Origin of the sequence: Clostridium homopropionicum DSM 5847 (genome assembly GCF_001263795.1) — a bacterium.
GTDB classification, from domain to species: Bacteria; Bacillota; Clostridia; order Clostridiales; family Clostridiaceae; genus Clostridium_H; species Clostridium_H homopropionicum.
This window is the reverse complement of sequence record NZ_LHUR01000042.1, coordinates 290,602-317,273: the sequence shown is the minus strand read 5'-3', so window position 1 is coordinate 317,273 and position 26,672 is coordinate 290,602. Positions and strand designations below refer to the sequence as shown.

Below are 26,672 nucleotides of genomic sequence, written 5' to 3'. Positions count from 1 at the left end.
TTAAGGATGCAGAATGAATATCAGTTAACTGTTCCTAGGGCTGTTTATTCTGGGGAAAATAGCATTGAAAAACTATCAGAAATTATAAATTTAGGAAGTATAAAAAATGTTGTTGTATTTACTGATGCTGGAGTTCTTGAAAATGGCATCTGTAATAAAATATTTGAATTGATTGAAAAATCAGGGGCAATTTATGAAGTGATTAGTGATATTCGTCCTGAACCAGGAACAGCAGATGTTACACAAGCTGTTAATAGGATAAATACAGCTAAGTGTGAGTTAGTGGTAGCAGTTGGTGGAGGAAGCGTAATGGATATTGCAAAGCTGTGTGCAGCTATGAAGGGAGCCTCTTATACAATTCATGATTTGTTAGAGAATAGCAGCATTATGAAAAAAGGTATTCCTACAGTTATGATTCCAACCACCTGTGGAACAGGAAGTGAATCAACTTATAACTCAATTGTAGCTGTAGAAGAAAAACAGTTAAAGGTAGGTATTGTAAATACTAGTATGCTAGCTGATTATGTAATATTAGATAGTGGAATGATAGCTAAACTACCTAAAGCTATTATTGCTTCTACAGGAGTAGACGCTCTCTGCCATGCTGTAGAATGCTTTACATCGAATAAAGCAAATCCTTTTAGCGATTTGTTTGCTTTAGAAGCTGCTAAACTGATTTTTAATAATATTATTGAAGCTTACAAAAATCCTGATAACAGGGAAGCTAAAAGTAACATGTTAAGGGCAGCATTTATGGGTGGAGTTGCTATAGCCTCATCAGGAACTACAGCAGTTCATGCCTTATCTTATCCACTAGGAGGGAAGTATCATATACCTCATGGAATTTCAAATGCTATTTTGCTGGCACCAGTAATGAGATATAATTTGCTTGACTGTAAAGAAAGACTTGCAATTATTGCAGATGCAGTGAATCCGCAAGGTGTAAATCGTACAGCAGAAGAAAAAGCAAAAGAAATAATACAGCGTATTGAAGAAATAGTAAAAGAGACTAATATTCCAACAAATCTTAGCTCATTTAATGTAAGTAAAGAAGATTTAAATTTCCTTGTAGACGCAGCTTTTGATGTTAAGAGATTGTTAAATAATAATATGAAAGAATTAAATAAAGAAGATATTAAAAACATATATCTTGAAATTTTATAGGGGGTAATAATATGAATAGATTTCCTATATTAGGGATTACTATGGGAGACCCTTGTGGAATAGGACCAGAAATTACTGTAAAAGCTCTATCTAATAAAGAAATATACGCTACTTGTCACCCACTTGTAGTTGGCAGTGCAAAAGTGGTAGAAGAAGCTATTAAAATTTGTGAAAGTAACTTGAAGGTTAATATAATAAGTGATGTAGCTGAGGCAAAATTTATATATGGCACTGTTGATGTACTTAATCAGGATACTGTTGATATAGCTTCTTTTGTAAGAGGAAAGGTTAGTGAAATGGGAGGGAAAGCTGCTTATGAAGCAATAGCTAAAGTAATTGATTTAGCTATGCAAAATAAGATAGATGCTACAATAACCGGTCCATTAAACAAAGAAGCATTAAATTTAGCAGGTTATCATTATAGTGGACATACTGAAATTTATGCAAAATTAACAAATACTAAGGATTATACTATGATGTTAGCTGACGGAAATCTTAGAGTTGTTCATGTTAGTACGCATGTATCTTTAAGAGAAGCTTGTAATCGTTGTACAAAAGAAAGAGTATTTAAAGTAATTAAACTAGCTGAAGAAGCTTGCAAAAATTTAGGTATATTAAAACCGAGAGTTGCTGTAGCAGGACTTAATCCACACTCTGGAGAAAATGGTTTGTTTGGTACAGAAGAAATTGATGAAATTATTCCGGCAATATTAAAGGCTAAGTCTATAGGAATAGATGTAGATGGACCAATTCCACCGGATACAATTTTTTCAAAAGCCCAAGGCGGTATCTATGATATTGTAGTTGCAATGTATCATGACCAGGGACATATACCTGTGAAGCTTTTAGGTTTTCAATATGATAATAAAACAAATAAATGGAATGCTGTAAGCGGAGTAAATATTACTCTTGGGCTTCCCATCATTAGAAGCTCAGTAGACCATGGTACAGCTTTTGATCAGGCAGGAAAGGGAAGCGCAAACGAAGAGAGCTTAATAAATGCAATTAATTACGGCACACTTCTTGCCAAGTGAAGAATTTAATAATAAAACAAATTTAAAATTTTAGGAGGAAAAATAATGAATAAAAAGTATTTTGGAGTTATTCCACCAATCATAACACCAGTTGATAAGAGAGAAAATGTTGATGAAGAAGGTTTCTGCAAATTATTGGATCATTGTATTGAAGGAGGGCTCCATGGGATTTTTGTTGCTGGAAGTAATGGTGAAACCATGGCTCTTACTCAAAAAGAACGTGATAAAGCAATTAAAGTAGCAATTGATCATGTAAATGGAAGAGTACCTGTTATGTCAGGAGTAATGGATTCAAGTACACGCAGAGTAATAGATAACATAAAGAGTCTTGAGCAAATGGGAGGAACTTGTGCTGTTATAACATCAATTTTCTATGCAAGACATACTTCTCAGGATGAAACTATTAGACATTTTGAACAAATTGCAAAGGAAACAAATATTGACTTAATTATATACAACATACCTATGTTTACAGGGCTTAAGCTAAATGCAGAAACAGTTATGAAAATTGCTGAAATTGATAACGTGGTAGGTTACAAAGACAGCTCTGGATCATTCCCAGAATTTATGAGATGTTTAACTCATTTTAAGGATACTGATTTTGCTTGTTTACAAGGGTCTACACCATATGCTATGCCAAGTATGCTTATTGGTGCGGATGGATTTGTACCTTCAATAGCTCCTTTATTCCCAGAACTGTTTGTAAAGGCCTATGAAGCTGGTGCAAATAAGGATATAGACTTAGCTATGAAGTATGATATTTTACTAAGAGAAACATCAAAGGTTTTAGGCATGACAAAAAATGCTACATCAGCAAATAAATTTGCTCTTTCTCAATTAGGATTTACTGATAAGCGTGTAATAGCACCTCAGGATTCAATTCAACCAGAAGAAGAACAAAAGATTATAAGAAAAATTGCTGAAATCAATGAGCAGTATGCTGAAATGAAAGCTAGTTTGAAATAAAAATAACTTAAGGAGAGCATTAATATGAAAAAGATAGTTTTATCTCATGCACTTTATAAGCCAGGTATGGATGCATTGCAGGGAAAAGCAGAAGTTTTAATTCCTAATAACGGTAATAGTGATGAAATAATCAATGAGCTTAAGGATGCAGAGGGTTTTATCTTAAGAATAGGGAAGATAGATAGAAAGGCAATAGAAGCTTGCCCTAAACTAAAAGTAATAACTCGACCTGGAGTAGGCGTAGATAATGTGGATGTAGCAGCTGCAACTGAAAATGGAATTCCTGTAGTTATATGCCCATCTGCAAATTTTAGAGCAGTAGCTGAACATGCATTAGCATTAATTTTCTCGTTGAGTAAAAGCATTGTAAATTACGATAATGAAACAAGAAAAGGCAACTTTGCTATACGAAATAAGTATACAGCAGTAGAATTGGAAGGCAAAACAGTATCTGTACTTGGTTTTGGTAATATTGGTAAGGAACTTGCAAAAATGTGTAAGAGCATAGGAATGAATATTTGTATCTATGATCCTTATGTAAGTGAGGAAGTTGTTGTATCTATGGGATATGAATATTCAAAAGATATGAAAGAAGCTGTTTCAAAAGGTGATTTTGTGTCCTTGCATATGCCATCTTTGCCTTCTACCAGAGGAATGATTAAAAAAGAACACTTTGAAGCTATGAAGGATACAGCCTTTTTTATAAATTGTGCAAGAGGAGATATTGTTAATGAAAATGACCTTTATAAGGCTCTTAATAATAATATAATTGCTGGAGCAGGACTAGATGTTCTTGTTGATGAGCCTATGAAAGCAGATAATCCTATTATGAAGCTAGACAATGTGATTATTACTCCTCATTCTGCAGCACAAACACAGGAAACTACAGGTAAGACAGTTATTATGGCAGTGGAAGGAACCTTAGCTGTAATTAACGGCGAAAAATGGGCTAATGTGTGTAATCCAGAGGTTTATGAACATCCAAAGTGGAAGGATAGGTGATTTTATGAAAGCAGACTATCTTAAAAAGTACAGAGAGCTTCTAATAGGAATAATTGTAGGAATATTTGCAATTTCCTACTTGGTTGCTTCAATGTATATAAAAAGAACAGATTTTGTAGCTATTGGGGCAGAATTTATGCCGGAGCTATATGGATTTTTTTTATTATTTCTTTCCATAATTCAAATATTTATAGGCATTAGAGCTGCGAAGAAATATGCAGCTACTGAAAAATCTACTAATGAAGAAGCAGAAAAGAAAAAAAATAATAAGAATGTTGCCTTTACTTTTATTCTTATAATTGTTTATGTTATTTCAATGCAGTATTTAGGGTTTACTATTTCATCAATAATTTTTCTTTTCTTTCTTAGTATTATCCTTACACCTGCAAATAATAAGAAAAGATATGCAGTTTATGTAGTTTTTTCAATAGTATTGCCTATTATTTCGAACTATTTGTTTAGTGACATTATGAATTTAGCGCTTCCTATAGGGATTTTCGGTATTTAGAATAGAAAGGTGGTAAGACCCAATGTTGGAATCTTTTGCAATAGGTGCACAAGCAGTACTAACACCATTAAGTATAGGTGTAATAGTATTTGGAGTAACACTTGGAATAATTTTTGGAGCAATACCAGGCTTAAGTGCAACCATGGCTCTAGCTTTATTCCTACCAATAACATATTCCATGGACCCTATATTAGGAATAGTATTACTCGTATCACTATATATAGGTGGTATTTCTGGAGGGCTAATATCTGCTATTTTAACTAGAATACCAGGTACACCTTCGTCAGTAGCAACTTGCTTTGATGGTTATCCAATGACACAAAAAGGACAAGGAGCTAAAGCACTAGGAGTTGGAATTGTGTTTTCTTTTGTAGGAACCATAATTTCAACCATAGCTCTAATATTCATTTCACCATGGCTTGCACACGTAGCTATAAAATTTGGAGCTTATGAATACTTTGCTGTAGCAGTATTTTCAATGTCTATGATGGCAGGACTTTCTGGTAAGTCTATGGTTAAAGGTCTTATGTCTGGAATGTTTGGATGTATTTTTGCAACAGTTGGACTTGACAGTATTGGAAGTGTCCAGAGATTTACCTTTGGAAATACTCAGATGTTATCTGGATTCAATATACTACCAGTTCTTATAGGTCTCTTTGCCATAGCTGAAATTTTAATCACTGCACAAAATGCAAAGCATTCAGTTGAGGTAGAAACAGTAAAAGTTGAAATGAAAAATATAAAAGGTTTTGGTTTTTCCATAAGGGAGTTCTTGGAACAAAAATGGAACTGTTTAATATCATCACTTGTGGGACTAAGTATAGGTATACTTCCAGGAATAGGTGGTGGTGTAGCCAATGTATTAAATTATGGAATAATAAAAAATAAGTCAAAATATCCTGAAAAGTTTGGAACAGGAATTATTGATGGTATAGTAGCATCAGAAACTTCTAATAATGCTGCTATTGGAGGAGCGCTTGTACCACTATTAGCTTTAGGTATTCCTGGTGACACAGTTACTGCAATGCTATTAGGAGGATTAACAATTCAAGGTATTTCACCTGGACCTTTAATGTTTGTTCAGAATGTTGATATAGTATATGCTATCTTCATAACCATGATCATCGGTTCTATAGCGATGCTTTTCATAGAGTTTTATGGACTTCGTGGGTTTGTAGCTTTATTAAAAATTCCAAAGCATTTTCTTTTACCAGGAATATTTCTTTTCTGTGTAATTGGAGCTTTTGGTATAAATAATCGTATTTTTGATGTATGGACTGTTCTTCTATTTGGAACTGTAGGATATTTGTTTAATAAAACTGATATTCCAGCATCACCATTTATTCTTGGTTTTATCATAGGACCTATGGCAGAAGTTAATTTAAGAAGGGGACTTATGTTTTCACAAGGAAGCTTCACTCCATTTATAACTTCTCCAGTTGCAGTTGTATTTTTCATTGGTACTGCAATAACCATAATATTTAGTGTTTACTCAAATTATAAACGAAATATAAAGAAGATAATGAATTAGTAAAATTAACAAATTCATATATTAATAAATTATCAAATATCTATTTAAAGGGGGATAACAATGAAAAATAAGGTTATTAAATTAATAGCAATGGGTATATCTCTTGCTGTTATGACAGGAGCATTTATAGGTTGTTCTAAAAATCAGGCTGCTAAGAATAATAATTCAGGGGCAGAGAGTAAAACCTCAAGCAGTAACTGGCCAACAAAGCCAATCCAAATAATTGTTCCATTTAATGCAGGGGGAGATACAGACTTTCATGCAAGAACTTATGCTAAATATTTAGAGCCAATTTTAGGTCAATCTGTAGTTGTAGTAAATGTAAACGGTTCTAACGGAAGTGCAGGAACTATTCAAGTAAGAGACTCTAAACCAGATGGCTATACAGCATTATTCTTTCATGATTCTATGCTAATGAATAAGGTAGTGGGAGTAACAGATTTTGCGCATGAAGCTTTAGATGTTGCTGCTACTGGAATTATGGATAACTCTTATATATTAGCAGTAAATGCAAAAAGCCCATATAAGACATTGGATGATCTAGTTAAAGCTGCAAAAGCAAATCCAGGAAAACTAAAGTATGCTTCTTCAATAGGAGGTTATACTTACTATGTTGGGGCTCAATTAGAAAAAGTTGCTGGAGTAAGCTTTAATAAGGTAGATGCAGGCGGTGGCTCTGATAGAAATGCTGCACTTTTAGCTAATAAAATTGATACAAATGTAAATCCATATGGAGTAATGAAACCATATATAGATTCTGGGGATTTCCGTGTACTTGCTGTTTTCTCAGAAAAACGTAGTGAATTATTCCCTAATGTACCTACTGCAATTGAACAAGGATACAACATAATTGCAAGACGTGCGTACTTCCTTTCATTTCCAAAGGGCACAGATGCAAGCATTATAGAAAAGATGAGTAAAGCAATGGAAGAGGTTTCAAAGAAGCCTGAATATGCTAAAGATATTGCAAAAGCTTATGCAGTAGAACCAGCATTCTTAAACACTAAAGATACTAAAGATTATCTTGATAAAGCTATGAAAGAATTTATGGATGCAAAAAGCCTAATAATGGGAAAATAATGTAAAATTAATTTGTGCATACTTGTAGTAAAATTAACCGTAATGATAAAATATTACGGTTAATTTTTTAAGTTTGTTCAAACTATATAGCTGATAAACTAGACAATATCATCAATCATTTTATCTGTAAGATGTAGGTTAAGGTTTGCGGCGTAGATTTTAACGATAATTTTTTGAATACTTTCTGGTACAGTTTCTTTATTCATTTCAATAATAAATTTTCTAATAAGAGCTAGCCTACTTTTAAATTCTCTAACACTCATTTTTATCCTCCAGTTAATAATGCAAAGTTTACATCTTACTAATACGAAATATAAAGGGATTTTAAAAGGGGAGAAAACCTAGTAAATGTTGGTATTTCTTTTGTGGCGATTATAGCTTATAATTATGTAAGCATTAAAAATTAGGAGATGATTTTCGTGGACTTGAATATTAAGAACGAGAGAACAAAGGAAATTTTAGCATACATTGCAGTTTGTATTTTCTGGGGTTCTACTTATCTTGCAATTCGTATAGGAGTTGGAGTATTGCCTCCAATGTTTTTCGCTGGCATGAGATTTTTTGTTGCAGGTATTATAGTAATTATTTTTGCTTATATGAAAGGTCTAAAATTTCCAAAAACATTTATTGAAATAAGAAGGATGGCTGTTGTAGGGATAATATTATTATTTATATGCAATGGTTCAATGGTGTTAGCTGAACAGGAGGTATCTTCAAGTATAGCCTCAATCATGGCAGCAGCTCTTCCTTTAAATATGGCACTTATAGAATTTGGACTTTGGGGAAAAAGAATAAACATAAAGGGAGCTTTGGGGCTTCTCATAGGATTTGCTGGAGTAGTTGTGCTAATTGCTTCAAACTCTAGCATAGGGCACGCTAACATCAAGTATATGATGCTTATAATGTTTGCAAATTTTATGTGGGCAGCTGGTTCTATTTATTCTAAATCTTTTAAAACCTCCGCAAATATCATAACAGCTATAGGCATTCAGATGCTGTCAGCTTCAATTGTATTCTTTTTAACCTCAATGATTTTTGGAGAATTTTCTAAAATTCACATGAGCTATAAAGGAGTTGCTGCAACAGCTTATTTAATAGTATTTGGTTCATTAATAGGCTACAGCTGCTATATTTATATATTGAAAAAATGGTCTTCAGAAAAAGCAGGTACCTACGCTTATATTAATCCAATGGTAGCTGTACTTCTTGGAGCCTTAATATTAGATGAACCTGTTACCTTTAAAACAATCATATCTATCATCATAATACTAGGTGGAGTTTATTTAGTTCAAACTTCTAAGACTTCTGTTCCCATAGGAAAAAAGTTACCCGCAAGGTAAGTTTTTACTAAAGAATAAGAGGAGATTTCAAATGGAATTTCGAAAGGCAATTGAAGAAGATAGCAGCAGCATAATGAACATTATTAAGCAGGCTCAAGCTTACTTTAAGAAAAAGGGAATAAATCAATGGCAGAATAATTATCCTAATCTTGAAACTATAAGGATGGATATTAAAAATAATAATGGATATGTTTTATTAAAAGATAATAAAATTATTGGTACCACAGCCTTTATTCTTGAGGGAGAAAAAACCTATGAAAATATTTATGAGGGAGAATGGTTGAGCAGTAATAAGTATGGAACAATACATAGAATAGCTATTGATTCTCAGTATAAAGGAATTGGAACAGCACCTATAATTATAAAAAATTTAGAAGAAATATGTTTAAGTAAGGGTATAAATAGTATACGGGTAGATACCCATGAAGAAAATCTATCCATGCAGAGGCTTGTAGAAAAAAACGGGTTTAAGTACTGCGGAATAATCTATTTAGAGGATAAAAGTAAGAGAATGGCTTTTGAAAAAATATTATTATGATTTTTTTTTATATATAAAAGTGGTAAAATGTAAATTAAGATTTAAATGTAGAAAATTTTTAAAAATTTGGAGGGCTATATTATGAGCAAAACTGTAGACATTAACTGGGGAGAATTGGGATTTAGTTACATTAAAACAGACCTTCGTTACATTTCAAAATGGAAGGATGGAAAATGGGATGATGGAGAATTAGTTGAAGATAATATGCTAACTATCAGTGAAGCTTCAACAGCACTTCATTATGGACAACAGTGTTTTGAAGGCTTAAAGGCTTACCGTACTAAAGAAAATAAAATTCAGCTTTTTAGACCAGATCAAAATGCAAAGCGTATGATCGAAAGCTGCAAACGTCTTTTAATGCCAGAGGTTCCGGTAGAAAAATTTATAGATGCTTGCATTAAAGTTGTTCAAGCTAATGAAGCTTATGTTCCACCTTACGGAACAGGAGCTACTCTTTATCTTAGACCTTTTATAATTGGTGTTGGTGATAATATTGGGGTTAAACCAGCGCCAGAGTATATATTCTGTGTATTCTGTGTTCCAGTTGGACCTTATTTCAAGGGCGGAATGGTACCTGTAAACTTTAACGTTGCAGATTATGATAGAGCAGCACCTTATGGAACTGGAGCTGCAAAGGTTGGAGGAAACTATGCAGCAAGTCTTTATCCTCATGAATTAGCTGCAAAGAGAGGTTTTGCTGACTGCATATACTTAGATCCTGCAACTCATACAAAGATAGAAGAAGTTGGATCAGCTAACTTTTTTGGAATTACAAAAAATAATAAATTTATTACTCCAATTTCACCATCAATTCTTCCAAGTATAACTAAGTATTCATTACTTCATGTTGCAAAAGAGTACCTAGGTTTGGAAGCAGAAGAAACTGATGTTTTCATAGATAAGCTTGATGATTTCAAAGAAGCTGGAGCTTGTGGTACTGCAGCAGTAATTACTCCAATTGGAGGAATTGAATACAAGGGAAAACTTCACGTACTATATAGCGAAACTGAGGTAGGACCTGTTACTAAAAAATTATATGATACTCTATATGGAATTCAATTTGGAGATATAAAAGCTCCAGAAGGTTGGATTGTACAAGTTCCTGATAAATAATTAAATAAAAAATAAAGCTTTATAGTTATAAAACTCTAAAGCTTTTATTTTTTTTGGCATAGATTTTGCTTTTAATGAAAGTGATAATAAAAAGAAAGTGGGATGATTATATGAAAAAGATGGAATTAAAAGATTTAGAATTGAAGAACATCAAATTAGAAATTGATGGACCTATTGCAATCGTTACCATGAATAGACCAAAGGCTCTCAATGCTTTAAACAATCAGACTCTTGAGGAGTTAAATGTTATTATCGACGGTATAAACGAAGATAAGGATATTCTGGGAGTTATCATAACTGGAGAAGGAAAAGGTTTTGTTGCAGGAGCAGATATTGCTCAAATGAAGCCTTATAAGGCAGAAGATGGCAGAAATTATGCAGAATTTGCTCAAAGCACTTTTAATAAGATTGAAGGTCTTGGAAAGCCTGTAATTGCAGCAGTAAATGGCTATGCTCTTGGAGGAGGCTGCGAATTATCAATGAGCTGTGATCTAAGAATTGCTTCAGAGAAGGCTATTTTCGGGCAGCCAGAGGTAAACTTAGGCGTAATACCTTGCTTTGGCGGAACACAGAGATTACCTAGACTTATTGGAAGTGGACGAGCAAAAGAACTTATTTTTACTGCAAGAATGGTAAAGGCTGAAGAAGCCCTTCACATAGGTTTAGTAAACATGGTTGTGTCTTCAGATGAACTTTTGAATGAAGCAAAAAAGGTCATGACTACAATAATTTCTAAGGCTCCAGTGGCAGTTAGATATTCTAAGATAGCAATAAACAAAGGGGCAGACATGGATTTAAATAATGCTCTTGAATTTGAAAAAGATTTAGCAGCACTTACTTTTGCTTCTGAGGATAAGGATGAAGGCATGACAGCTTTTCTTGAAAAGAGAGAAGCAAAATTCCTTAATAAATAATTCTACAAAGAAAATTATCATTTTTGAGACAAAAAATAATTGGCTTATAGTAAAATTACCAGTTAATAGCTTTTATTATTGCTAGAGAAACAAGATTTATCAATTAAAGAATGATTGATAATAATAAAATTATCATTTTTGAGACGGTGATGAAAAATAAAGACATATTTTTATAAAAAATAAGGAGGATTTAATATGGATTTTAAGTTTACAGATGCGCAGCTGATGCTGCAAAAAGTTGCTAGGGAATTTGCTGAAAATGAAGTTGGCCCAATAGCAGCAGAAATTGATGCTACAGGAAGATTCCCAAGAGAAACCTTCGATAAGATGGTTAAAATAGGGTTTACTGGTATTGGAACACCTGTAGAATACGGTGGTTCTGGTGGAAATGACATTGATAAGGTTATAGTTGTTTCAGAGATTGCTAAAAAATGTGGAGCTACAGCGGCTATTCTTTCAATACACACTATTTTTGCCCAAGTAATTCAAAAGTTTGGTAACGAAGAACAAAAACAAAAATACTTACCTCAGGTAACAAGCGGGGGATGCTTAGGTGCTTTTGCCTTAACAGAACCAAATGCTGGTTCAGATGCAGCGGCAGCAAAAACAACAGCAATTCTAGATGGAGATGAATATGTTCTTAATGGAACGAAATGCTTCATATCTGGAGGAGGACAGGCACAGCATTTACTTATTTTTGCATTGACGGATCCTTCTAAAGGCCTTAAAGGGTTATCTTGTATTCTTGTAGAAAAAGGAACTCCAGGCTTTACAATAGGTAAGATAGAAGAAAAAATGGGTATCCATGGTTCAGAAACAGTAGAACTAATTTTTGATAACTGCCGTGTTCCAAAGGAAAACCTTGTAGGTAAAGAAGGGAAAGGCTTTATGATGGCAATGACAGCTCTTGATGGTGCAAGAATTGGTGTTGCTGCTCAAGCTCTTGGAATTGCTGAAGGTGCTCTAGAGGAAAGCGTAAAGTACATGAAAGAAAGAGTTCAGTTTGGAAAACCTCTAACAGCTCTTCAAGGTCTTACTTGGTATATCTCTGATATGGCAACTAAGATTGAAGCAGCTAGATGGTTAGTTTATTATGCAGCACATCTAAAAGCAACAGGACAAAATCACAATAAAGAAGCAGCTATGGCTAAAATAAATGCAGCTGAAACAGCAAGATTTGTTACAAACTTGGCACTTCAGATTCATGGAGGCTATGGTTACATGAAGGATTATCCGCTAGAAAGAATGTATCGTGATGCTAAGATTACTGAAATCTACGAAGGTACTTCTGAAATTCATAAACTAGTAATTTCAAGAGCAGTATTAGGTTAGGAGGATAAAGATGAATATAATTGTATGCTTAAAACAGGTTCCAGATACAAATGAAGTTAGAATTAATCAAGAGACAGGAACACTTATAAGGGATGGTGTACCTAGTATTATAAATCCAGATGACAAAAATGCTCTTGAAGCAGCATTAGCAATAAAGGATGAAAAAGGTGGGAAGGTAACTGTAATTAGCATGGGACCACCACAGGCTAAAGAAGCATTAAAGGAAGCTCTTGCTATGGGTGCTGATGAAGTAGTTCTTGTAAGTGATAGAGCTTTTGGAGGCTCTGATACTTGGGCTACAGCAACTGTTCTTGCTGCAGCAATTGAAAAGGTTGGGGAATATGATATTATACTTTGCGGTAGACAGGCTATTGATGGAGATACAGCACAGGTTGGCCCTGAAATAGCTGAATTCTTAAATGTTCCTCAAATCACATATGCAAAGGAAATAAAAGCTTCTGAAGATAAGGTAACAGTAACAAGATTTACGGAAACAGGGGATTATGTAATAGAATCTAAATTGCCAGTACTTTTAACAGCTATCAAAGAATTGAATGTTCCAAGATACCCAAGTGTAAAAGGTATTTTTCAGGCATATGCACCAGATGCTCCTGAGATTCCAGTATGGAGTATAAATGATTTAGTAATTGACCCAACACAGATAGGACTTAAGGGTTCTCCAACAAATGTTTATAAATCCTTTGTACCGACAAAGTCCAAAACAGCAGAAATTATTGATGGATTAAACGGAAAAGAAAAGGCAGCTATTTTAGTGAACAAGCTTGCTGATCTGAAGCTTATATAGGAGGTAGGTGCAAAATGCAAAGAGCAAAAGTAAATCAGAGTATAAATTTAAAAGATTATAATGATATATGGGTAATTGGGGAACAAAGAGAAGGAAAAATTCACCCAGTAACTATTGAACTAATTGGAGAAGCTAAAAAACTTGCAAGTGAAATTGGCAAAAAAGTAATTGTAGTAGTTGCAGGATATGAAATTGAGGAAGAAGTAAAAAAATTACTTAACTATGGCGTAGATAAGGTTTTATATATTAAAAGTCCATTACTAAAAACCTTTTCTACAGATGGATATGCAATTTCTATTTCAAATCTTATTCTAGAGAGAAAACCTGAAATTGTATTAGTTGGTGCCACTTCAATAGGAAGAGACATTGGACCTAGAATTGCAGCTAAAATTGGAACTGGACTTGTTGCTGACTGCACAAAGCTTGACATTGATCCAACTGATGGAAAAATTCTTCAGACAAGACCTGCCTTTGGCGGAAATCTTATGGCAACTATTATATGTCCTATAAATAGACCGCAAATGGCTACTGTAAGACCTGGCGTAATGCAAAAGGCACAACATATAGACAATCCTACAGGAGTTGTTGAAGAAATAACTCCAAATCTTACAGAAGCAGATATTATTGCTAAGGTTATTGAAATTGTAAAAAGCGGTAAAAAGAGAGTAAATCTTATAGATGCAAAAATCATTGTATCTGGAGGACGTGGTGTTAAGGGACCTGAAGGCTTTGAATTAATTAAAGCCCTTGCAGATGCTTTAGGCGGAGAAGTTGGATCTTCTAGAGCATGTGTTGATGCAGGGTGGATTGACAGTATGCATCAGGTAGGTCAGACAGGTACAACAGTAAGACCAGAAATTTATTTTGCTTGTGGTATCTCAGGAGCTATTCAACATTTAGCCGGAATGAGCGAGTCAAAATATATTGTTGCAATTAACACTGATTCAACTGCACCTATTTTCAAAGTTTGTGATTTTGGTATTGTTGGAGATTTAAAGGAAGTAATCCCAGCTATGATTGAAGGAATTGAAAAGGGTAAGGCTTTTGAGATATAATATACTCTAAGAAATAATATATTATGAAGGTGAGGTTAAAAATATGAGCAGCATGATAGATGATAACAGCTTAAATATGAGTGGCTACAGTATAGATGAGATGTATATAGGACAAAAGGCTAGCATAAGTAAGACTATTACTGAATCAGACATTAATACCTATGCAGGACTAATCGCTGACTTTAATCCTGTACATATTAATGCTGAATATGCAAAGAATACAAGATTTGGGGAAAGAATTGCCCATGGCATGTTTACAGCTTCGTTTTTTTCAACTATTGTTGGTATGTGTATTCCAGGAGCTGATGCTATTTATTTAGGACAAACCTTGAAATTTATTGCACCAGTTAAAATCGGAGATACAATTACTGCAACTGGAGAAGTAACCAAAATAGTTAAAGAAAAGAGAATAGCATATTTAAGGACAACTATTGTAAATCAAAGAGGAGAAATAGTTATAGACGGAGAAGGAACTGTAATGGCTACAAAATAGCTGGCTAATAACTTGCATATAAACTGAAAATTCTTGAAAATCATGTGATAAAAGTATATAATATTATTAAGGGTTACCTTACCTTAATGGGTAAATAGGCAGGCTGCTAAGTCTGCCTATTTAATTATAATCCACAAATAGATAGGAGTGAAGCTCTTATGGAAAACGATTTAGCAAGATATAAATACATATTCGACGAAATACTTACAATGACAGATGATGGGTTCATAGTTGTGGATAAGGGTGGTATCGTTACAGATATAAATGATCAGTATTGTGATTTCTTAGGGACAACTAAGGAGAAAGCTATAGGCAGAAATATAAAAGAAACAATATCAAATTCAAAAATGATTGATATTGTTCAAAATGCTTATAGAGAAGAGGGAGTTATACATAAATTTGTAGATGGTGAAACTAAGGAAAGTGACAATAGCTTTTTATTGGTTAGCAGATCTTGTGTGTTTGATGAGAACAAAAATGTAATTGCAGGAGTTGCGCAGGTAAAATTTAGATTGCAAACCCTTGATTCCGCTCAAAAGCTAATGAAAGAGTATTCGGAACTAGAATTCTATAAAGAGGAATATAAAAAAATTAATTCAAATCAATATTCTTTTGAAGGAGTAATCGGAAGCAGCAGTAATTTTTTAGAAATAAAAAAATCTGCCATGAAAGCGTCTAAAAACTCTTTCCCAGTTTTATTAACTGGAGAAACTGGAACAGGAAAGGAAGTTTTTGCACGAGCAATTCATAATAATAGTGACAGAAAAGATAAACCTATGGTTAGCATTAACTGCGGAGCAATTCCATCAGAACTATTAGAGTCAGAGTTATTTGGATATGAAGAAGGTACTTTTACAGGAGCAAGAAAAGGTGGTAAGAAAGGAAAATTTCTACAGGCAGATGGAGGCACAATACTTTTAGACGAAATAGGAGACATGCCTTTAAGCATGCAGGTTAAGCTTTTGAGAGTTTTACAGGAAAAAGAAGTTGAAAAGATAGGTGGATCAAAACCTATTCCTATAGATGTAAGAGTTATTGCAGCTACCAGAAGAGATCTAGTAGAAATGATAAAAAATGGAGAGTTTCGAGAAGACTTATATTATAGGCTTAATGTTATAAACATTGAAATGATACCTTTGAGAGATAGAAGAGAAGATATATTGACCTTTGCAAATTACTTCTTAAATAAAATTAATATTGAATATAGGACAGCAGTGACTTTAAGTAATGAGGCTAAGCAATGCTTTGAAAATTACTTTTGGCCAGGAAATGTAAGAGAGTTAGATAACGTTATAAAAAGTGCCTATGCTTCCTGTGACGAATTTGTTATTCAGTTAACTGATTTGCCATCTAAAATGGTTTCAAATCATAAGGTTATTAGTTTAGCAGGATCCGATGAAAAAATGTTGAAGCATATGGTAGACAGCTATGAAAGCTCTTTAATACAAGAGATTCTAAAAAAATGTAATTGGAATTGCCAAAAAGCAGCCGAGGAACTGGGTATTCATAGAAGTCTTTTATATAAAAAGATAGATAAATACAATATAAAAACAAGAAGATAAATTTAGAATTTAATATATTTATATAACAATAGCAGTTTTAAAATTATTTAAAAAAATAATTGCAAGACTGCTAAATTTTTTTTATAATGTAAAAGGATATTTTTGGAATTTGTTGAATTAATTACATATTAATTTAAACATATTTTATTAATTAGTAATAGAGTATTTATTTGAGGAGGGGTTATTATGTTTTCAACAAAAATGCAGAATGACTTTATGAAAGAGTTTTTTAAGATACAAGAAAAGGGCGGTGAAATGTGGCCAAATTGGGAAAATAATTTTAACTTTTCACCTGAAGAAAATCCAATGGACAACTTAAACAAATGGATAAAAAAGAATCAGGAAATGTTTTTAAATAACATTAGCTTGGTTGATGGAAATCAAATTAAAGATGTATTTAATAAAATGTCAGAAGGCATGAGTTCTTACACTAATCTATTTAATTTCTGGCAGGATCTTCAAAAACAAACAATGGAAGATAAAGCTTCAGAAAATGCACAAGAGTTCATAAATAAATGGAAAGATGATTATATTAAGATGCTATCTGAAAATGTAATGTCAGAGATGCCTAATAATATTATGGAATTAACAAAAGAACCAATGAAGCTGTTTAAAATATATAATGACTATAATTTTAGTTTTATGGACCCTTTCAATGTTTCTTCAAAGGAATACTTTGAAAATAGTCCTTTCTCAGATAAAGAATACGTAAAATCTTATCAAACATATATTAATACGCTTAATGAATTTTTTACAATGTTTAGAGAAAAGGCAGTTGAAACTATGGAAGCTATAGTAGTTGATTATCAGGGTATGATTAAGGGAGGAAATGCACCAAAAGACTTTAATGAGTTCTATAATTATTGGTTTAATAAAAATAATGATGTAGTAAATGAACTTTTAGGAACAGATGAGTTTTCTAAACTTTTAGCCAAACTTTCAAAAGAAAGTCTAAATTATAAGAGGAATCATGATACTATACTTGAGAAGCAAGTTAAGTGGATGCCTTTTCCTTTAAAAAGTGATATGAGAAGCCTCTATAAAACTATATATGATTTAAGAAAAGAAGTTAAAAGCTTAAAGAGACAGATAAATGGAAGATAGCTTAAATTAAAAACAATATAAAGGAGGAATTGGTATGTTTGTTAATAACATGATAACTGAAGAAAGCATAAAATTACAAAGTAAAATGCTAAAGAGCATGGAATTTCTAAGAGACATCGCGAGTAAGAAAGATGAACATATAGGTGCTACACCTAAGGAACTTGTATTTGAAGAAGATAAGATGAAATTATATCACTATATACCTAAAGTAAAGAATCCTTGCAAAGTACCTTTGCTAATGGTATATGCTTTAATAAATCGTCAGTATATGGTTGATTTACAGCCAGATAGAAGCCTAGTTAAAAAAATGTTAGAAGAGGGTTTAGATGTTTATATTATAGACTGGGGTTATCCAAAACCGGAGGATATGTATCTTACAATGGATGACTATATCAATGGCTATATTTATGATTCGGTTGAGTTTATTTGCAAAAAGCATAATCTAGAAAAAATAAACCTACTTGGAATATGCCAAGGTGGAACTTTTTCAACAATATTTTCAGCACAGCATCCAGAAAAAGTTAACAGCCTTATTGCCATGGTTACTCCAGTTGACTTTGAAACAAATGATGGACTTTTGTTTAGGTGGGGTAAGGACGCAGACATGGACTTAATGGTAGATACTTTTGGAGTAGTGCCAGGAGATTTGATGAATGAAGGATATAAGCTATTAAATCCTTTCTATTTATTCTACAATAAATATATTTCTATGGTGGATACTGCAACTGATATAGATAAAATGAAAAATTTTATGAGGATGGAAAGATGGATAGCAGATGCTCCAGATCAACCAGGAGAGGTACTTCGTCAATTTATAAATGATCTATATCAAGAAAATAAGCTTGTTAAAGGAGAATTTGAAATAGGAGGAGAAAAGGTTCATTTAGAAAATATTGATATGCCGTTATTGAATATTTATGCAGAACTAGATACCTTAGTTCCAAATGCTGCTTCTATTCCTTTAAATGATTTGGTATCAAGCAAAGACAAAGAATATTTTTCATTACCAGTAGGGCATATAGGAATGTATACAAGCTCTAAATCACAAAAGGTACTTGCACCTAAGATTGCAGAATGGGTTAAAAAGAGAAGTGAATAAATAGAATTTAATAATAGAAGACTACAGAAGGATATACTACTGTAGTCTCTATTAAAATTCTATTTACTCCTTTACAAAACTTCCACAATCAGTGCATTGTATTGTTTTTGCAACAGATTCATGCTTTGTTACTTGTATTTGCTCTAGTGTACAGAAGTTTTCTCTAGAATCATGGAATTTACACTCAGTTACTGTACATCCAATACTATCATTGTGTCCGTGATGTAAAGAATATTTATCATGTGTTGTCATTTTTATTCACCTCACATTATTTTCTCAAAAATAGTATTGGTTTTTTAAAGATATTTATTCTAGTAATATAAAGGCTATTTTGCTTAGTTATTTATAAAAAACTAAATTAAAAAAGCTGCAGGTAGTTGCAGCTTTTTTAAGACCATCTATTTACAAGGGGGGTAAATAGTACTAGTATTAGTATCAGTATTTATATCATTTAATTTAAATTATTTAGCAACAGCGTTTTTTAATGCATCAGCCTTTGCTTGAGATAAAATTCCCTGTTGTACTAGTTCAGAGAATAAATCTACTCTTGCTTCTGCTTTTTTATCTTTAAAGTATGCAGTTCTTTCTTCTTCTGTCATAGCTTTAACTTTATCCATTTCTGCTTGTCGTTCAGTTTTCTTTTGTTCCATATAGGCTTTAATTTTATCTGCTTCTGCTTGAGTTATTACGCCAGCTTTTACTTGGGCATCAAGGTTTAATTTCATTCCTCTTTGACCAGGTCTATTCATTTTAGGCATCGCTTTCTTTATTGCATCTGCTTGAGCCTGAGTTATAACCTTTTGATCAACTAAATCTTTTAGAAAATCTACTTTTTTGTTTGTTTTATTAGCTTCAAAATAAGCCTTGCGTTCTTCAGCAGTCATGTTTTTGATTTTGTCTGCTTCAGCTTTCATTGCAGTTTGTTTTGCTGTTAAATACTCATTTATTTTATTTGATTGTTCTTGAGTAATAGTACCAGCCTTGACTAAACTAGCTAGAGTTTCTGTCATTCCTTTATTCATTTGTTTGTTTTGCTTCTTTTCAGTAATATTAGATTTTGCTGTAGTATTATCTGAAGTACTTTGAGATTTTGCAAAAGCAACACTGGTTATGGATAAAAGCATACTTCCTGCTAGTGCTGCAGCAATAACTTTACCAACCATTTTAGGATTTTTCATTTTAAATCTCCTCTTCTTTCATATTTTATTTTACATTCTTAGTTTACCCATTAATTGTTACAGTATTGTCACAACATTATTAACATTCTATTAAGAGTATTAACTATAAGATTTTGCTTTAATTAAAAAGTAAAGAGTATAAATTTATTTTAAAAAATTTATACTCTTTACTGACTATATATAATGAAACTAAGCACTATTTATTTTGTTTTTTTGCATATTCTTTTAGCAAACTTTTAATAAATAGATAAAGGGTTGGAATACCATAAATTAACATAGAAGCTTTTTCTAAGGATTGTCCCATAGATGGAAATAGCTCAGCAATACCTTCTCCAAAGGTGACAGCTCCGATTGCAATTAAAAGTATTGTTAAGGTGTTAAATATTACATTAATACTTAGTTTTAGTGAAGTTCTGTAGAATAAATACATAACAACTATAGCTAAAATAGCCCCAGATAATATACCGGAAACTATTGAAAAGGCAGAGTTAGCTAAAAAAGGTAAGGTGAATAGTGTTATTTCTAAGCTTTCACGGAAAATAGTTAAAAAAGATAATATAAATAAACTATAGGCCGTGATTTTTACTGCGGAAGCATCAAAAGAAGTTTTTGCAATTTCTTTTCGCTGTTTTTTTATTAGTATTATACTATACAAGATTAAGGCTGATACGAAAAGCATTATCGAACCTTCGAATAAGTCTTTAACTGCAAATTCTAGTGACTTTACTTGGTTAAATATCAGCACACCAGATACTAAGCTTGCAAGAAGTCCAATAAAGGAACCAAAATAAATATATTTTGACAGATCCTTTCTATCTATTTTTGTGAGATAAGCAAGTAAAGGCACTAAAATTAAAAGCATTTCAAAGCACTCTCTAAAGGAGATAATAAGTGAAGTAAGCATCATTTTTCCCCCCCTTTATATGCTATTTATATATAGTATTCGCAAATATTTGGACATGCTACTATTTTTCTGAATTTTTTAAGTGTGATTTAATAAATTAAGCTTTTGATCCATTTTCTATTTTATGTTGATATAAGTTAAAAAAATAATGTATAATTATTAAAAGCTTTTAATATAAGGAAGGGGCTAGATTTATGAAAAAACTATTATTAGGTAATGAAGCCGTTGCTAGGGGAGCCTATGAATATGGGGTAACGGTAGCTACGGCATATCCAGGAACACCTAGTACTGAAATAACAGAGTATATTGCAAAATATGATAATATTAATGTAGAGTGGTCTCCCAATGAAAAGGTAGCCTTAGAAGTAGGGATTGGAGCTTCAATTGCTGGAGCTAGGACTATAGTGTCTATGAAACATGTAGGACTTAATGTGGCAGCTGACCCATTAATGTCAATATCTTATCCGGGAGTTAATGCAGGACTTGTTGTTGCTGTTGCAGATGATCCAGGTCAGCACAGTTCTCAAAACGAACAAGATACTAGGTATTTTGGTATTGCAGCAAAAGTACCTGTAGTAGAGCCTTCAGATAGTGAAGAATGTAAGGAATTTTTAGGACAGGCACTTAAAATAAGCGAAGAATTTGATACTCCTGTTATTTTAAGATTAAGTACAAGAGTTTCCCATTCACAAAGTATAGTAGAAATAAAAGCGAAGGGAGAGTATCATCTAAAGGACTATGATCAAAATCCCAATAAATATATAGTAGCACCTGCTGTTGCAAAAAAGAGAAGAGTAGTAGCAGAAGAAAGATTAAGAAAGCTTGAAGAATTTGCAGAAATCACAGATTTAAATAAGGTTGAGTACAACAACTTGAATATAGGAATCATAACAAGCGGAATAGCCTATCAGTATTCAAAAGAAGTAATGCCAAATGCCTCTTATTTAAAACTTGGATTATCATATCCTCTGCCTAAAAATAAAATAACTGAATTTGTAAATAGATGTGATAAAGTATATGTAGTAGAAGAATTAGAACCTATATTTGAAGAAAAAATTAAATCCTGGGGACTTAAGGTAATTGGTAAAGAGATTATTCCAACAATTGGTGAACTTAGCCCAGAGATCATTAGAAAGGCAATATTAAATGAAACTTTGGAAGGGGTGGAACCTGATTTTTCAAAAAAGGTTCCTGGAAGACCTCCAGTTTTATGTCCAGGCTGTCACCACAGAGGTGTATTTTATATATTAAAGAAATTAGGATTACACGCTTCAGGAGATATAGGATGTTATACCTTGGCGGCCTTTGCTCCATTAAATTCAATGGATACATCAATCTGTATGGGTGCTAGTGTAGGTATGGCATTAGGTTTTGAAAAAGCTCGTGGTAAAGATTTTGCAAAGAAATCTGTTGCAGTGTTAGGAGATTCTACATTTATTCATTCTGGTATTACAGGATTGATTGATGTTGTTTATAATAAAGGTAACACTACAGTAATTATATTGGATAACTCTATAACAGGAATGACTGGTCATCAAGAAAATCCAGCAACTGGATATACTTTAAAAGGTGAACCAACTGTTGCAATTGATTTTGAAGCTATAGGAAGAGCTGTTGGTATCAAAAGAATACGAACTATAGATGCATTCGATATTGAAAATCTTGAAAAAATTATCAAAGAAGAAACAGCTGCAGAGGAACCATCCTTAATAATAACAAAAAGACCTTGTATGCTTCTTAAAAGAGCGAACATGGTTAAAAAGTCACTTAAAATAGATAAGGATGCATGTAAGGGCTGCAAGGCATGTATGAAGATAGGATGTCCTGCTATTGCCTTCAAAAACAATAAAGCAGAAATAAATAGCATACTTTGTGTAGGCTGTGACCTATGTACAAAGGTGTGCAAGTTCAACGCAATAGGAGGGGAATAAGTATGAACATATTAATATCCGCAGTTGGAGGACAAGGGGCATTACTTGCCAGCAGAATAATTGGAAAGCTAGCTCAGAATCTTGGTTTAGATGTTAAGGTTTCTGAGGTACATGGAATGTCACAAAGAGGTGGAAGTGTTGTTACTTATGTTAAATTTGGTGAAAAGATATATTCCCCTATTGTAGAAAAAGGAACAGCAGATGTTATTCTTGCTTTTGAAATGCTTGAAGGAGCAAGATATGCAGAATTCCTAAAGAAAAATGGAACTCTTATAATAAGTAATCAAAGAATAGAGCCTATGCCTGTAATAACTGGTGCTATGGAATATCCTGAAAGTCTAGAAGAGGAGCTTTCACAGCTGCCAATAAAATTAATAATTACTGATGCAGTAGAGCTTGCAAGCAAGTCAGGAAGTGTTAGAACAACTAATTTAGTATTAATAGGAATTTTAGCAGCTATATCAGAAATCTCTAAAGAAGAATGGAAAAAGGCAATAAGTGAAACTGTACCTTCTAGCTTACTAGAAGTAAATTTAAAGGCTTTTGAACTGGGATATAATCTAAAAAATGATTAATTATTATTATGTAAAATAGGGGGGCTTTTAATGATTTGGGATGAAAGAAGCGAATGCATGAGTCGCGATGAGATGAGGGAACTTCAAGGGAGAAGACTTAGACATACAGTAGAAAGGGTTTATCACAATGTGCCTTTTTACAGAAAAAAAATGCATGAACTTGGTTTAGAACCAGGAGATATTCAAGGTATAGAGGATTTATCAAAACTTCCTTTTACAACTAAACAGGATTTAAGAGAAAATTATCCTTTTGGACTTGCTGCTATTCCAATGAGTCAAATTGTAAGACTTCATGCATCCTCAGGAACTACTGGAAAACCAGTAGTAGTTGGATATTCAAGAAAAGACTTAAGAACTTGGTCAGAAGTAGTAGCAAGAGCTCTTTATTCTTATGGAGTTGATAACCATGATTTTATACAAGTTGCCTATGGGTATGGTTTATTTACTGGAGGAATGGGATTGCATTATGGTGCAGAAAAGGTAGGGGCAGCTGTAATACCTATTTCAGGAGGAAACACTAAAAAACAAATTCAAATAATGAAGGACTTTGGCAGTACTGCACTTGCATGTACCCCATCTTATGCTTTGTACATTGCTGAATCAATGCAAGAAATGGGTATAAAAAGAGAAGATCTAAAACTAAGGGTTGGTATATTCGGAGCTGAGCCTTGGACAGAAAATATGAGAAAAGAAATAGAAGAAAGCTTAAACATTAAGGCAATGGATATTTATGGTCTTAGTGAAATAATAGGACCTGGAGTTGCTTATGACTGCGAAATGAAAAATGGACTTCATATAAACGAAGATCATTTTGTACCTGAAATAATCAATCCTGAGACTTGTGAAGTACTTCCTTATGGAAGTAAAGGAGAATTAGTATTTACAACTATTACAAAAGAAGGTATGCCTCTTTTAAGATATAGAACAAGAGACCTTACTGTACTTAAAGATGGAGAATGTGAATGTGGAAGAACTTTAGTAAGAATGGAAAAAATCCTTGGCAGAAGTGATGATATGATTATAATAAGAGGAGTTAATGTATTTCCTTCTCAAGTTGAGAGTGTTCTTCTTGAAATGGGGGAAACTAAGCCTCACTATATGTTATTTGTTGACAGAGTTAATAACCTTGATATTCTTGAGGTTTGGGTTGAGGTAGATGAGGTATTTTTCTCAGATCAAATTAGAAAACTTGAAAGTCTTACTAAGAAAATTAAGCATAACATTGAATCAACTTTAGGAATTGGTATAAAGCTAAAGTTAGTTGAACCAAAGACAATAGAAAGAAGTGAAGGTAAAGCTAAAAGATTAATTGATAGAAGGGTCTTATAATAAAATTATAAGGAGGGAATAATATGCCAATCAGACAGTTGTCAATATTTCTTGAAAATAAATCTGGTAGACTTGCAGAGGTTACAACAATACTGGGAGAAGCTGGTATAGATATGAGAGCATTAGTTATATCAGACACTACAGATTTTGGAGTTTTGAGATTGCTTGTAAATAAACCTGAGGATGCTTTAAAAGCTTTAAAGGAAAGTGAATTTACTGTCAGCCTTACAGATGTAGTTGTAATAGCAACTCCAGATGAACCAGGTGGACTTTCAAAGGTACTTCAACTACTTGACAAGTCAGGTATAGACATAGAATATATGTATGCTTTCATAGGAAGAAAAAGTGGAGAAGCTCCTGCAGTATTTAGAGTAGAAGATGTAGCTAAAACTGTAGAAGTTCTAAAGAATAATAATATTAGAGTTATAACAGAAGAAGAACTATAATAAGTTTAAAAACATACTTAAAGAAAAGGGTGTAGGGGTTTAGAATAATTCCTATGCCTTTTTGCGTAAATTAAGAAAAATGCGGCGCATTTTTCTTAAGTAACTAGTAACCAGTGACCAGTTGCCAGTAGGATTAATAAAACTGGTTACTGGGAATTGGTTACTGGTTACTAAGAATTTTACGTCGTAAAATTCTTATATAACGATTTTCAAAAAATTTCAAAAAAGTGCTTGCTAAAACTAATAACATTAGTTAAAATATAATTAATGATAGTAGTGATTTAACTAATAATATTAGTTAAATCCATATGAGGAGTTGGTTTTGTGAAAATTATTAAAGAGAATACTTTGTATCAGTTGACTTTCTTAGGAAGTCTTTTCCCAATAAATTGTTATTTAGTTGAAGAAATCGATGGACTTACACTCATTGATGCAGCAATACCTTCTAGTGCTAAGGGAATTTTAGAAGCTGCCGAGAAAATTGGGAAACCTATTATTAGAATATTATTAACTCATGCTCACGATGATCATGTAGGGGCAGTAGATGCTATTAAGAACGTTCTTCCAAATGTCCCTGTATTTATTTCAAAGAGAGAAGCTAGATTAATGGGGGGAGATAGAAGCTTAGATCCGGATGAACCTAATATGCCTATAGTAGGAGGAGTACCTAAAAAATTAAAGACAAGAGCTGATGTTTTGCTGAAGGATGGAGATATGATTGAGTCCCTAAGGGCAATAGAAATACCAGGACATACTCCTGGTTCAATGGCTTATTTAGATACACGAAATAACTTTATTATTGTGGGAGATGCAATGCAAACAAGAGGTGGAATAGCAGTAGCAGGAGTAATTAAAATAACATTTCCATTCCCAGCTATGGCAACCTGGAACAAGGAGGGAGCTATAGATAGTGTTCGTAAGCTATTAGAATATAAACCTGCATTACTTGCTGCAGGACATGGTAAAATGATAAAACAACCTGAAGAAGCTATGAAACGAGCCATTTTAGAGGCACAACAGAAGTTGAAATAATAAAAATGGAGGAGAAAGATTATGTCACCAAGAATAGGACTAGATTTAAATACAATATTAAAGGCAGCAACGGAAATTGCTGATACAAAAGGGGTAAATGAAATAACTTTAGCATCCTTAGCTCAAAAATTAGAAGTTCGGACACCTTCTTTATATAACTATATTGAGGGGTTACCAGGGCTTAGAAAAAAACTTGCTATTTATGGAATAGAACAGCTTCATATTGCTATAACTCATGCAGTTATAGGATTAGCAGGAGATGCTGCGGTACGAGCTATGAGTGAGGCCTATTTAAGCTTTGCAAGGCTTCATCCAGGATTATATGAAGCTACATTTATGGCACCTGATCCTATGGATTTGGATGTACAAAAGGCTTCTAAGGAAGTGACAGATGTTGTTGTAAGAGCATTAAAGGCATATGATTTATCGGATGAAGAGGCTATTCATGTTACTCGTGGACTTAGAAGCGTTTTACATGGATTTGCTTCCATTGAGCAAATGGGAGGCTTTAGACTTTCTTACGATCTTGATGTTAGCTTTAACTTACTAGTAGATACTTTTATTAAAGGAATTCATAATTTTAAGGATTAGGATTACTGATGATAGCATCTTTAATTACAGATGTATTAGGTTAGTT

General features: G+C 33.0%; 28 protein-coding genes. 24 read left to right on the top strand and 4 right to left on the bottom strand.

The window, feature by feature from the left end:
• The first annotated feature begins 6 nt into the window (after nucleotides 1–6).
• The 7 genes from CLHOM_RS16570 to CLHOM_RS16540 are packed head-to-tail and all read left to right on the top strand — an operon-like array spanning nucleotide 7 to nucleotide 7,285.
• Entirely contained in the window at nucleotides 7–1,164 is a 1,158-nt protein-coding gene (locus tag CLHOM_RS16570) for an iron-containing alcohol dehydrogenase (protein ID WP_052222796.1), read from the top strand.
• Nucleotides 1,165–1,175: 11 nt separating this feature from the next.
• A complete protein-coding gene (gene pdxA / locus CLHOM_RS16565; protein WP_052222795.1) occupies nucleotides 1,176–2,198 on the top strand; it encodes a 4-hydroxythreonine-4-phosphate dehydrogenase PdxA in 1,023 nt (340 codons plus the stop codon).
• Nucleotides 2,199–2,243: 45 nt separating this feature from the next.
• Complete coding sequence (locus CLHOM_RS16560) at nucleotides 2,244–3,164, top strand: dihydrodipicolinate synthase family protein (protein ID WP_052222794.1); 921 nt, start codon at nucleotides 2,244–2,246, stop codon at nucleotides 3,162–3,164.
• Nucleotides 3,165–3,188: 24 nt separating this feature from the next.
• On the top strand, nucleotides 3,189–4,166 hold the full coding sequence (locus CLHOM_RS16555; protein ID WP_052222793.1) for a hydroxyacid dehydrogenase: 978 nt from the start codon (nucleotides 3,189–3,191) through the stop codon (nucleotides 4,164–4,166).
• Nucleotides 4,167–4,170: 4 nt separating this feature from the next.
• Nucleotides 4,171–4,674, top strand: a complete 504-nt coding sequence (locus tag CLHOM_RS16550) for a tripartite tricarboxylate transporter TctB family protein (protein ID WP_052222792.1) — start codon at nucleotides 4,171–4,173, stop codon at nucleotides 4,672–4,674.
• Nucleotides 4,675–4,696: 22 nt separating this feature from the next.
• Nucleotides 4,697–6,205, top strand: coding sequence for a tripartite tricarboxylate transporter permease (locus tag CLHOM_RS16545; protein ID WP_052222791.1), 1,509 nt, complete (start codon nucleotides 4,697–4,699; stop codon nucleotides 6,203–6,205).
• A gap of 60 nt (nucleotides 6,206–6,265) precedes the next feature.
• On the top strand, nucleotides 6,266–7,285 hold the full coding sequence (locus CLHOM_RS16540) for a tripartite tricarboxylate transporter substrate binding protein (protein WP_052222790.1): 1,020 nt from the start codon (nucleotides 6,266–6,268) through the stop codon (nucleotides 7,283–7,285).
• Between the two features lie 98 nt (nucleotides 7,286–7,383).
• Here the strand turns inward: CLHOM_RS16540 and CLHOM_RS18415 are convergent, their stop codons facing one another.
• Complete coding sequence (locus CLHOM_RS18415; protein ID WP_161803232.1) at nucleotides 7,384–7,548, bottom strand: hypothetical protein; 165 nt, start codon at nucleotides 7,546–7,548, stop codon at nucleotides 7,384–7,386.
• 156 nt (nucleotides 7,549–7,704) lie between these two features.
• Between CLHOM_RS18415 and CLHOM_RS16535 the strand changes: the two genes are divergently transcribed.
• From CLHOM_RS16535 to phaC, 11 genes are all read left to right on the top strand, one after another.
• On the top strand, nucleotides 7,705–8,625 hold the full coding sequence (locus tag CLHOM_RS16535) for an EamA family transporter (RefSeq protein ID WP_242846794.1): 921 nt from the start codon (nucleotides 7,705–7,707) through the stop codon (nucleotides 8,623–8,625).
• Nucleotides 8,626–8,656: 31 nt separating this feature from the next.
• A complete protein-coding gene (locus CLHOM_RS16530; RefSeq protein WP_052222788.1) occupies nucleotides 8,657–9,163 on the top strand; it encodes a GNAT family N-acetyltransferase in 507 nt (168 codons plus the stop codon).
• Between the two features lie 81 nt (nucleotides 9,164–9,244).
• Nucleotides 9,245–10,276: a branched-chain amino acid aminotransferase gene (locus CLHOM_RS16525; protein WP_052222787.1), complete on the top strand. Its 1,032-nt coding sequence runs from the start codon at nucleotides 9,245–9,247 to the stop codon at nucleotides 10,274–10,276.
• A gap of 110 nt (nucleotides 10,277–10,386) precedes the next feature.
• Nucleotides 10,387–11,190 carry an enoyl-CoA hydratase-related protein gene (locus tag CLHOM_RS16520; protein WP_082204458.1) on the top strand — a complete coding sequence of 268 codons (804 nt, stop codon included), beginning with the start codon at nucleotides 10,387–10,389 and terminating at the stop codon, nucleotides 11,188–11,190.
• A gap of 195 nt (nucleotides 11,191–11,385) precedes the next feature.
• On the top strand, nucleotides 11,386–12,522 hold the full coding sequence (acrC, locus tag CLHOM_RS16515; RefSeq protein ID WP_052222786.1) for an acryloyl-CoA reductase: 1,137 nt from the start codon (nucleotides 11,386–11,388) through the stop codon (nucleotides 12,520–12,522).
• 10 nt (nucleotides 12,523–12,532) lie between these two features.
• A complete protein-coding gene (locus CLHOM_RS16510) occupies nucleotides 12,533–13,327 on the top strand; it encodes an electron transfer flavoprotein subunit beta/FixA family protein (protein ID WP_052222785.1) in 795 nt (264 codons plus the stop codon).
• A 14-nt stretch (nucleotides 13,328–13,341) separates the two neighbouring features.
• Nucleotides 13,342–14,382 (top strand): electron transfer flavoprotein subunit alpha/FixB family protein, encoded by a 1,041-nt coding sequence (locus CLHOM_RS16505; RefSeq protein ID WP_052222784.1) that lies wholly within the window; start codon nucleotides 13,342–13,344, stop codon nucleotides 14,380–14,382.
• Between the two features lie 43 nt (nucleotides 14,383–14,425).
• Complete coding sequence (locus CLHOM_RS16500) at nucleotides 14,426–14,875, top strand: MaoC family dehydratase (RefSeq protein WP_052222783.1); 450 nt, start codon at nucleotides 14,426–14,428, stop codon at nucleotides 14,873–14,875.
• Between the two features lie 158 nt (nucleotides 14,876–15,033).
• Complete coding sequence (locus CLHOM_RS16495) at nucleotides 15,034–16,437, top strand: sigma-54 interaction domain-containing protein (protein WP_052222782.1); 1,404 nt, start codon at nucleotides 15,034–15,036, stop codon at nucleotides 16,435–16,437.
• A 186-nt stretch (nucleotides 16,438–16,623) separates the two neighbouring features.
• Nucleotides 16,624–17,541 carry a poly(R)-hydroxyalkanoic acid synthase subunit PhaE gene (locus CLHOM_RS16490; protein ID WP_052222781.1) on the top strand — a complete coding sequence of 306 codons (918 nt, stop codon included), beginning with the start codon at nucleotides 16,624–16,626 and terminating at the stop codon, nucleotides 17,539–17,541.
• Between the two features lie 34 nt (nucleotides 17,542–17,575).
• Nucleotides 17,576–18,640: a class III poly(R)-hydroxyalkanoic acid synthase subunit PhaC gene (gene phaC, locus CLHOM_RS16485; RefSeq protein ID WP_052222780.1), complete on the top strand. Its 1,065-nt coding sequence runs from the start codon at nucleotides 17,576–17,578 to the stop codon at nucleotides 18,638–18,640.
• Nucleotides 18,641–18,703: 63 nt separating this feature from the next.
• Here the strand turns inward: phaC and CLHOM_RS16480 are convergent, their stop codons facing one another.
• From CLHOM_RS16480 to CLHOM_RS16470, 3 genes are all read right to left on the bottom strand, one after another.
• Complete coding sequence (locus CLHOM_RS16480; RefSeq protein WP_052222779.1) at nucleotides 18,704–18,892, bottom strand: DUF1540 domain-containing protein; 189 nt, start codon at nucleotides 18,890–18,892, stop codon at nucleotides 18,704–18,706.
• A 209-nt stretch (nucleotides 18,893–19,101) separates the two neighbouring features.
• Nucleotides 19,102–19,818 (bottom strand): hypothetical protein, encoded by a 717-nt coding sequence (locus CLHOM_RS16475; protein ID WP_052222778.1) that lies wholly within the window; start codon nucleotides 19,816–19,818, stop codon nucleotides 19,102–19,104.
• A 196-nt stretch (nucleotides 19,819–20,014) separates the two neighbouring features.
• A complete protein-coding gene (locus tag CLHOM_RS16470; RefSeq protein ID WP_052222777.1) occupies nucleotides 20,015–20,725 on the bottom strand; it encodes an FTR1 family iron permease in 711 nt (236 codons plus the stop codon).
• Between the two features lie 191 nt (nucleotides 20,726–20,916).
• Between CLHOM_RS16470 and iorA the strand changes: the two genes are divergently transcribed.
• From iorA to CLHOM_RS16440, 6 genes are all read left to right on the top strand, one after another.
• Nucleotides 20,917–22,653 carry an indolepyruvate ferredoxin oxidoreductase subunit alpha gene (gene iorA, locus CLHOM_RS16465; protein WP_052222776.1) on the top strand — a complete coding sequence of 579 codons (1,737 nt, stop codon included), beginning with the start codon at nucleotides 20,917–20,919 and terminating at the stop codon, nucleotides 22,651–22,653.
• A gap of 2 nt (nucleotides 22,654–22,655) precedes the next feature.
• A complete protein-coding gene (locus CLHOM_RS16460; protein ID WP_052222775.1) occupies nucleotides 22,656–23,228 on the top strand; it encodes an indolepyruvate oxidoreductase subunit beta in 573 nt (190 codons plus the stop codon).
• Nucleotides 23,229–23,258: 30 nt separating this feature from the next.
• Nucleotides 23,259–24,557, top strand: coding sequence for a phenylacetate--CoA ligase family protein (locus CLHOM_RS16455; protein WP_052222774.1), 1,299 nt, complete (start codon nucleotides 23,259–23,261; stop codon nucleotides 24,555–24,557).
• Nucleotides 24,558–24,580: 23 nt separating this feature from the next.
• Nucleotides 24,581–25,003, top strand: a complete 423-nt coding sequence (locus CLHOM_RS16450) for an ACT domain-containing protein (protein WP_052222773.1) — start codon at nucleotides 24,581–24,583, stop codon at nucleotides 25,001–25,003.
• Between the two features lie 324 nt (nucleotides 25,004–25,327).
• Nucleotides 25,328–26,035 (top strand): MBL fold metallo-hydrolase, encoded by a 708-nt coding sequence (locus CLHOM_RS16445; RefSeq protein ID WP_052222772.1) that lies wholly within the window; start codon nucleotides 25,328–25,330, stop codon nucleotides 26,033–26,035.
• Between the two features lie 21 nt (nucleotides 26,036–26,056).
• The gene (locus tag CLHOM_RS16440) at nucleotides 26,057–26,626 is read left to right on the top strand and encodes a TetR-like C-terminal domain-containing protein (RefSeq protein WP_052222771.1); all 570 of its coding nucleotides are present in this window, start codon (nucleotides 26,057–26,059) and stop codon (nucleotides 26,624–26,626) included.
• The last annotated feature ends 46 nt before the right edge of the window (nucleotides 26,627–26,672 follow it).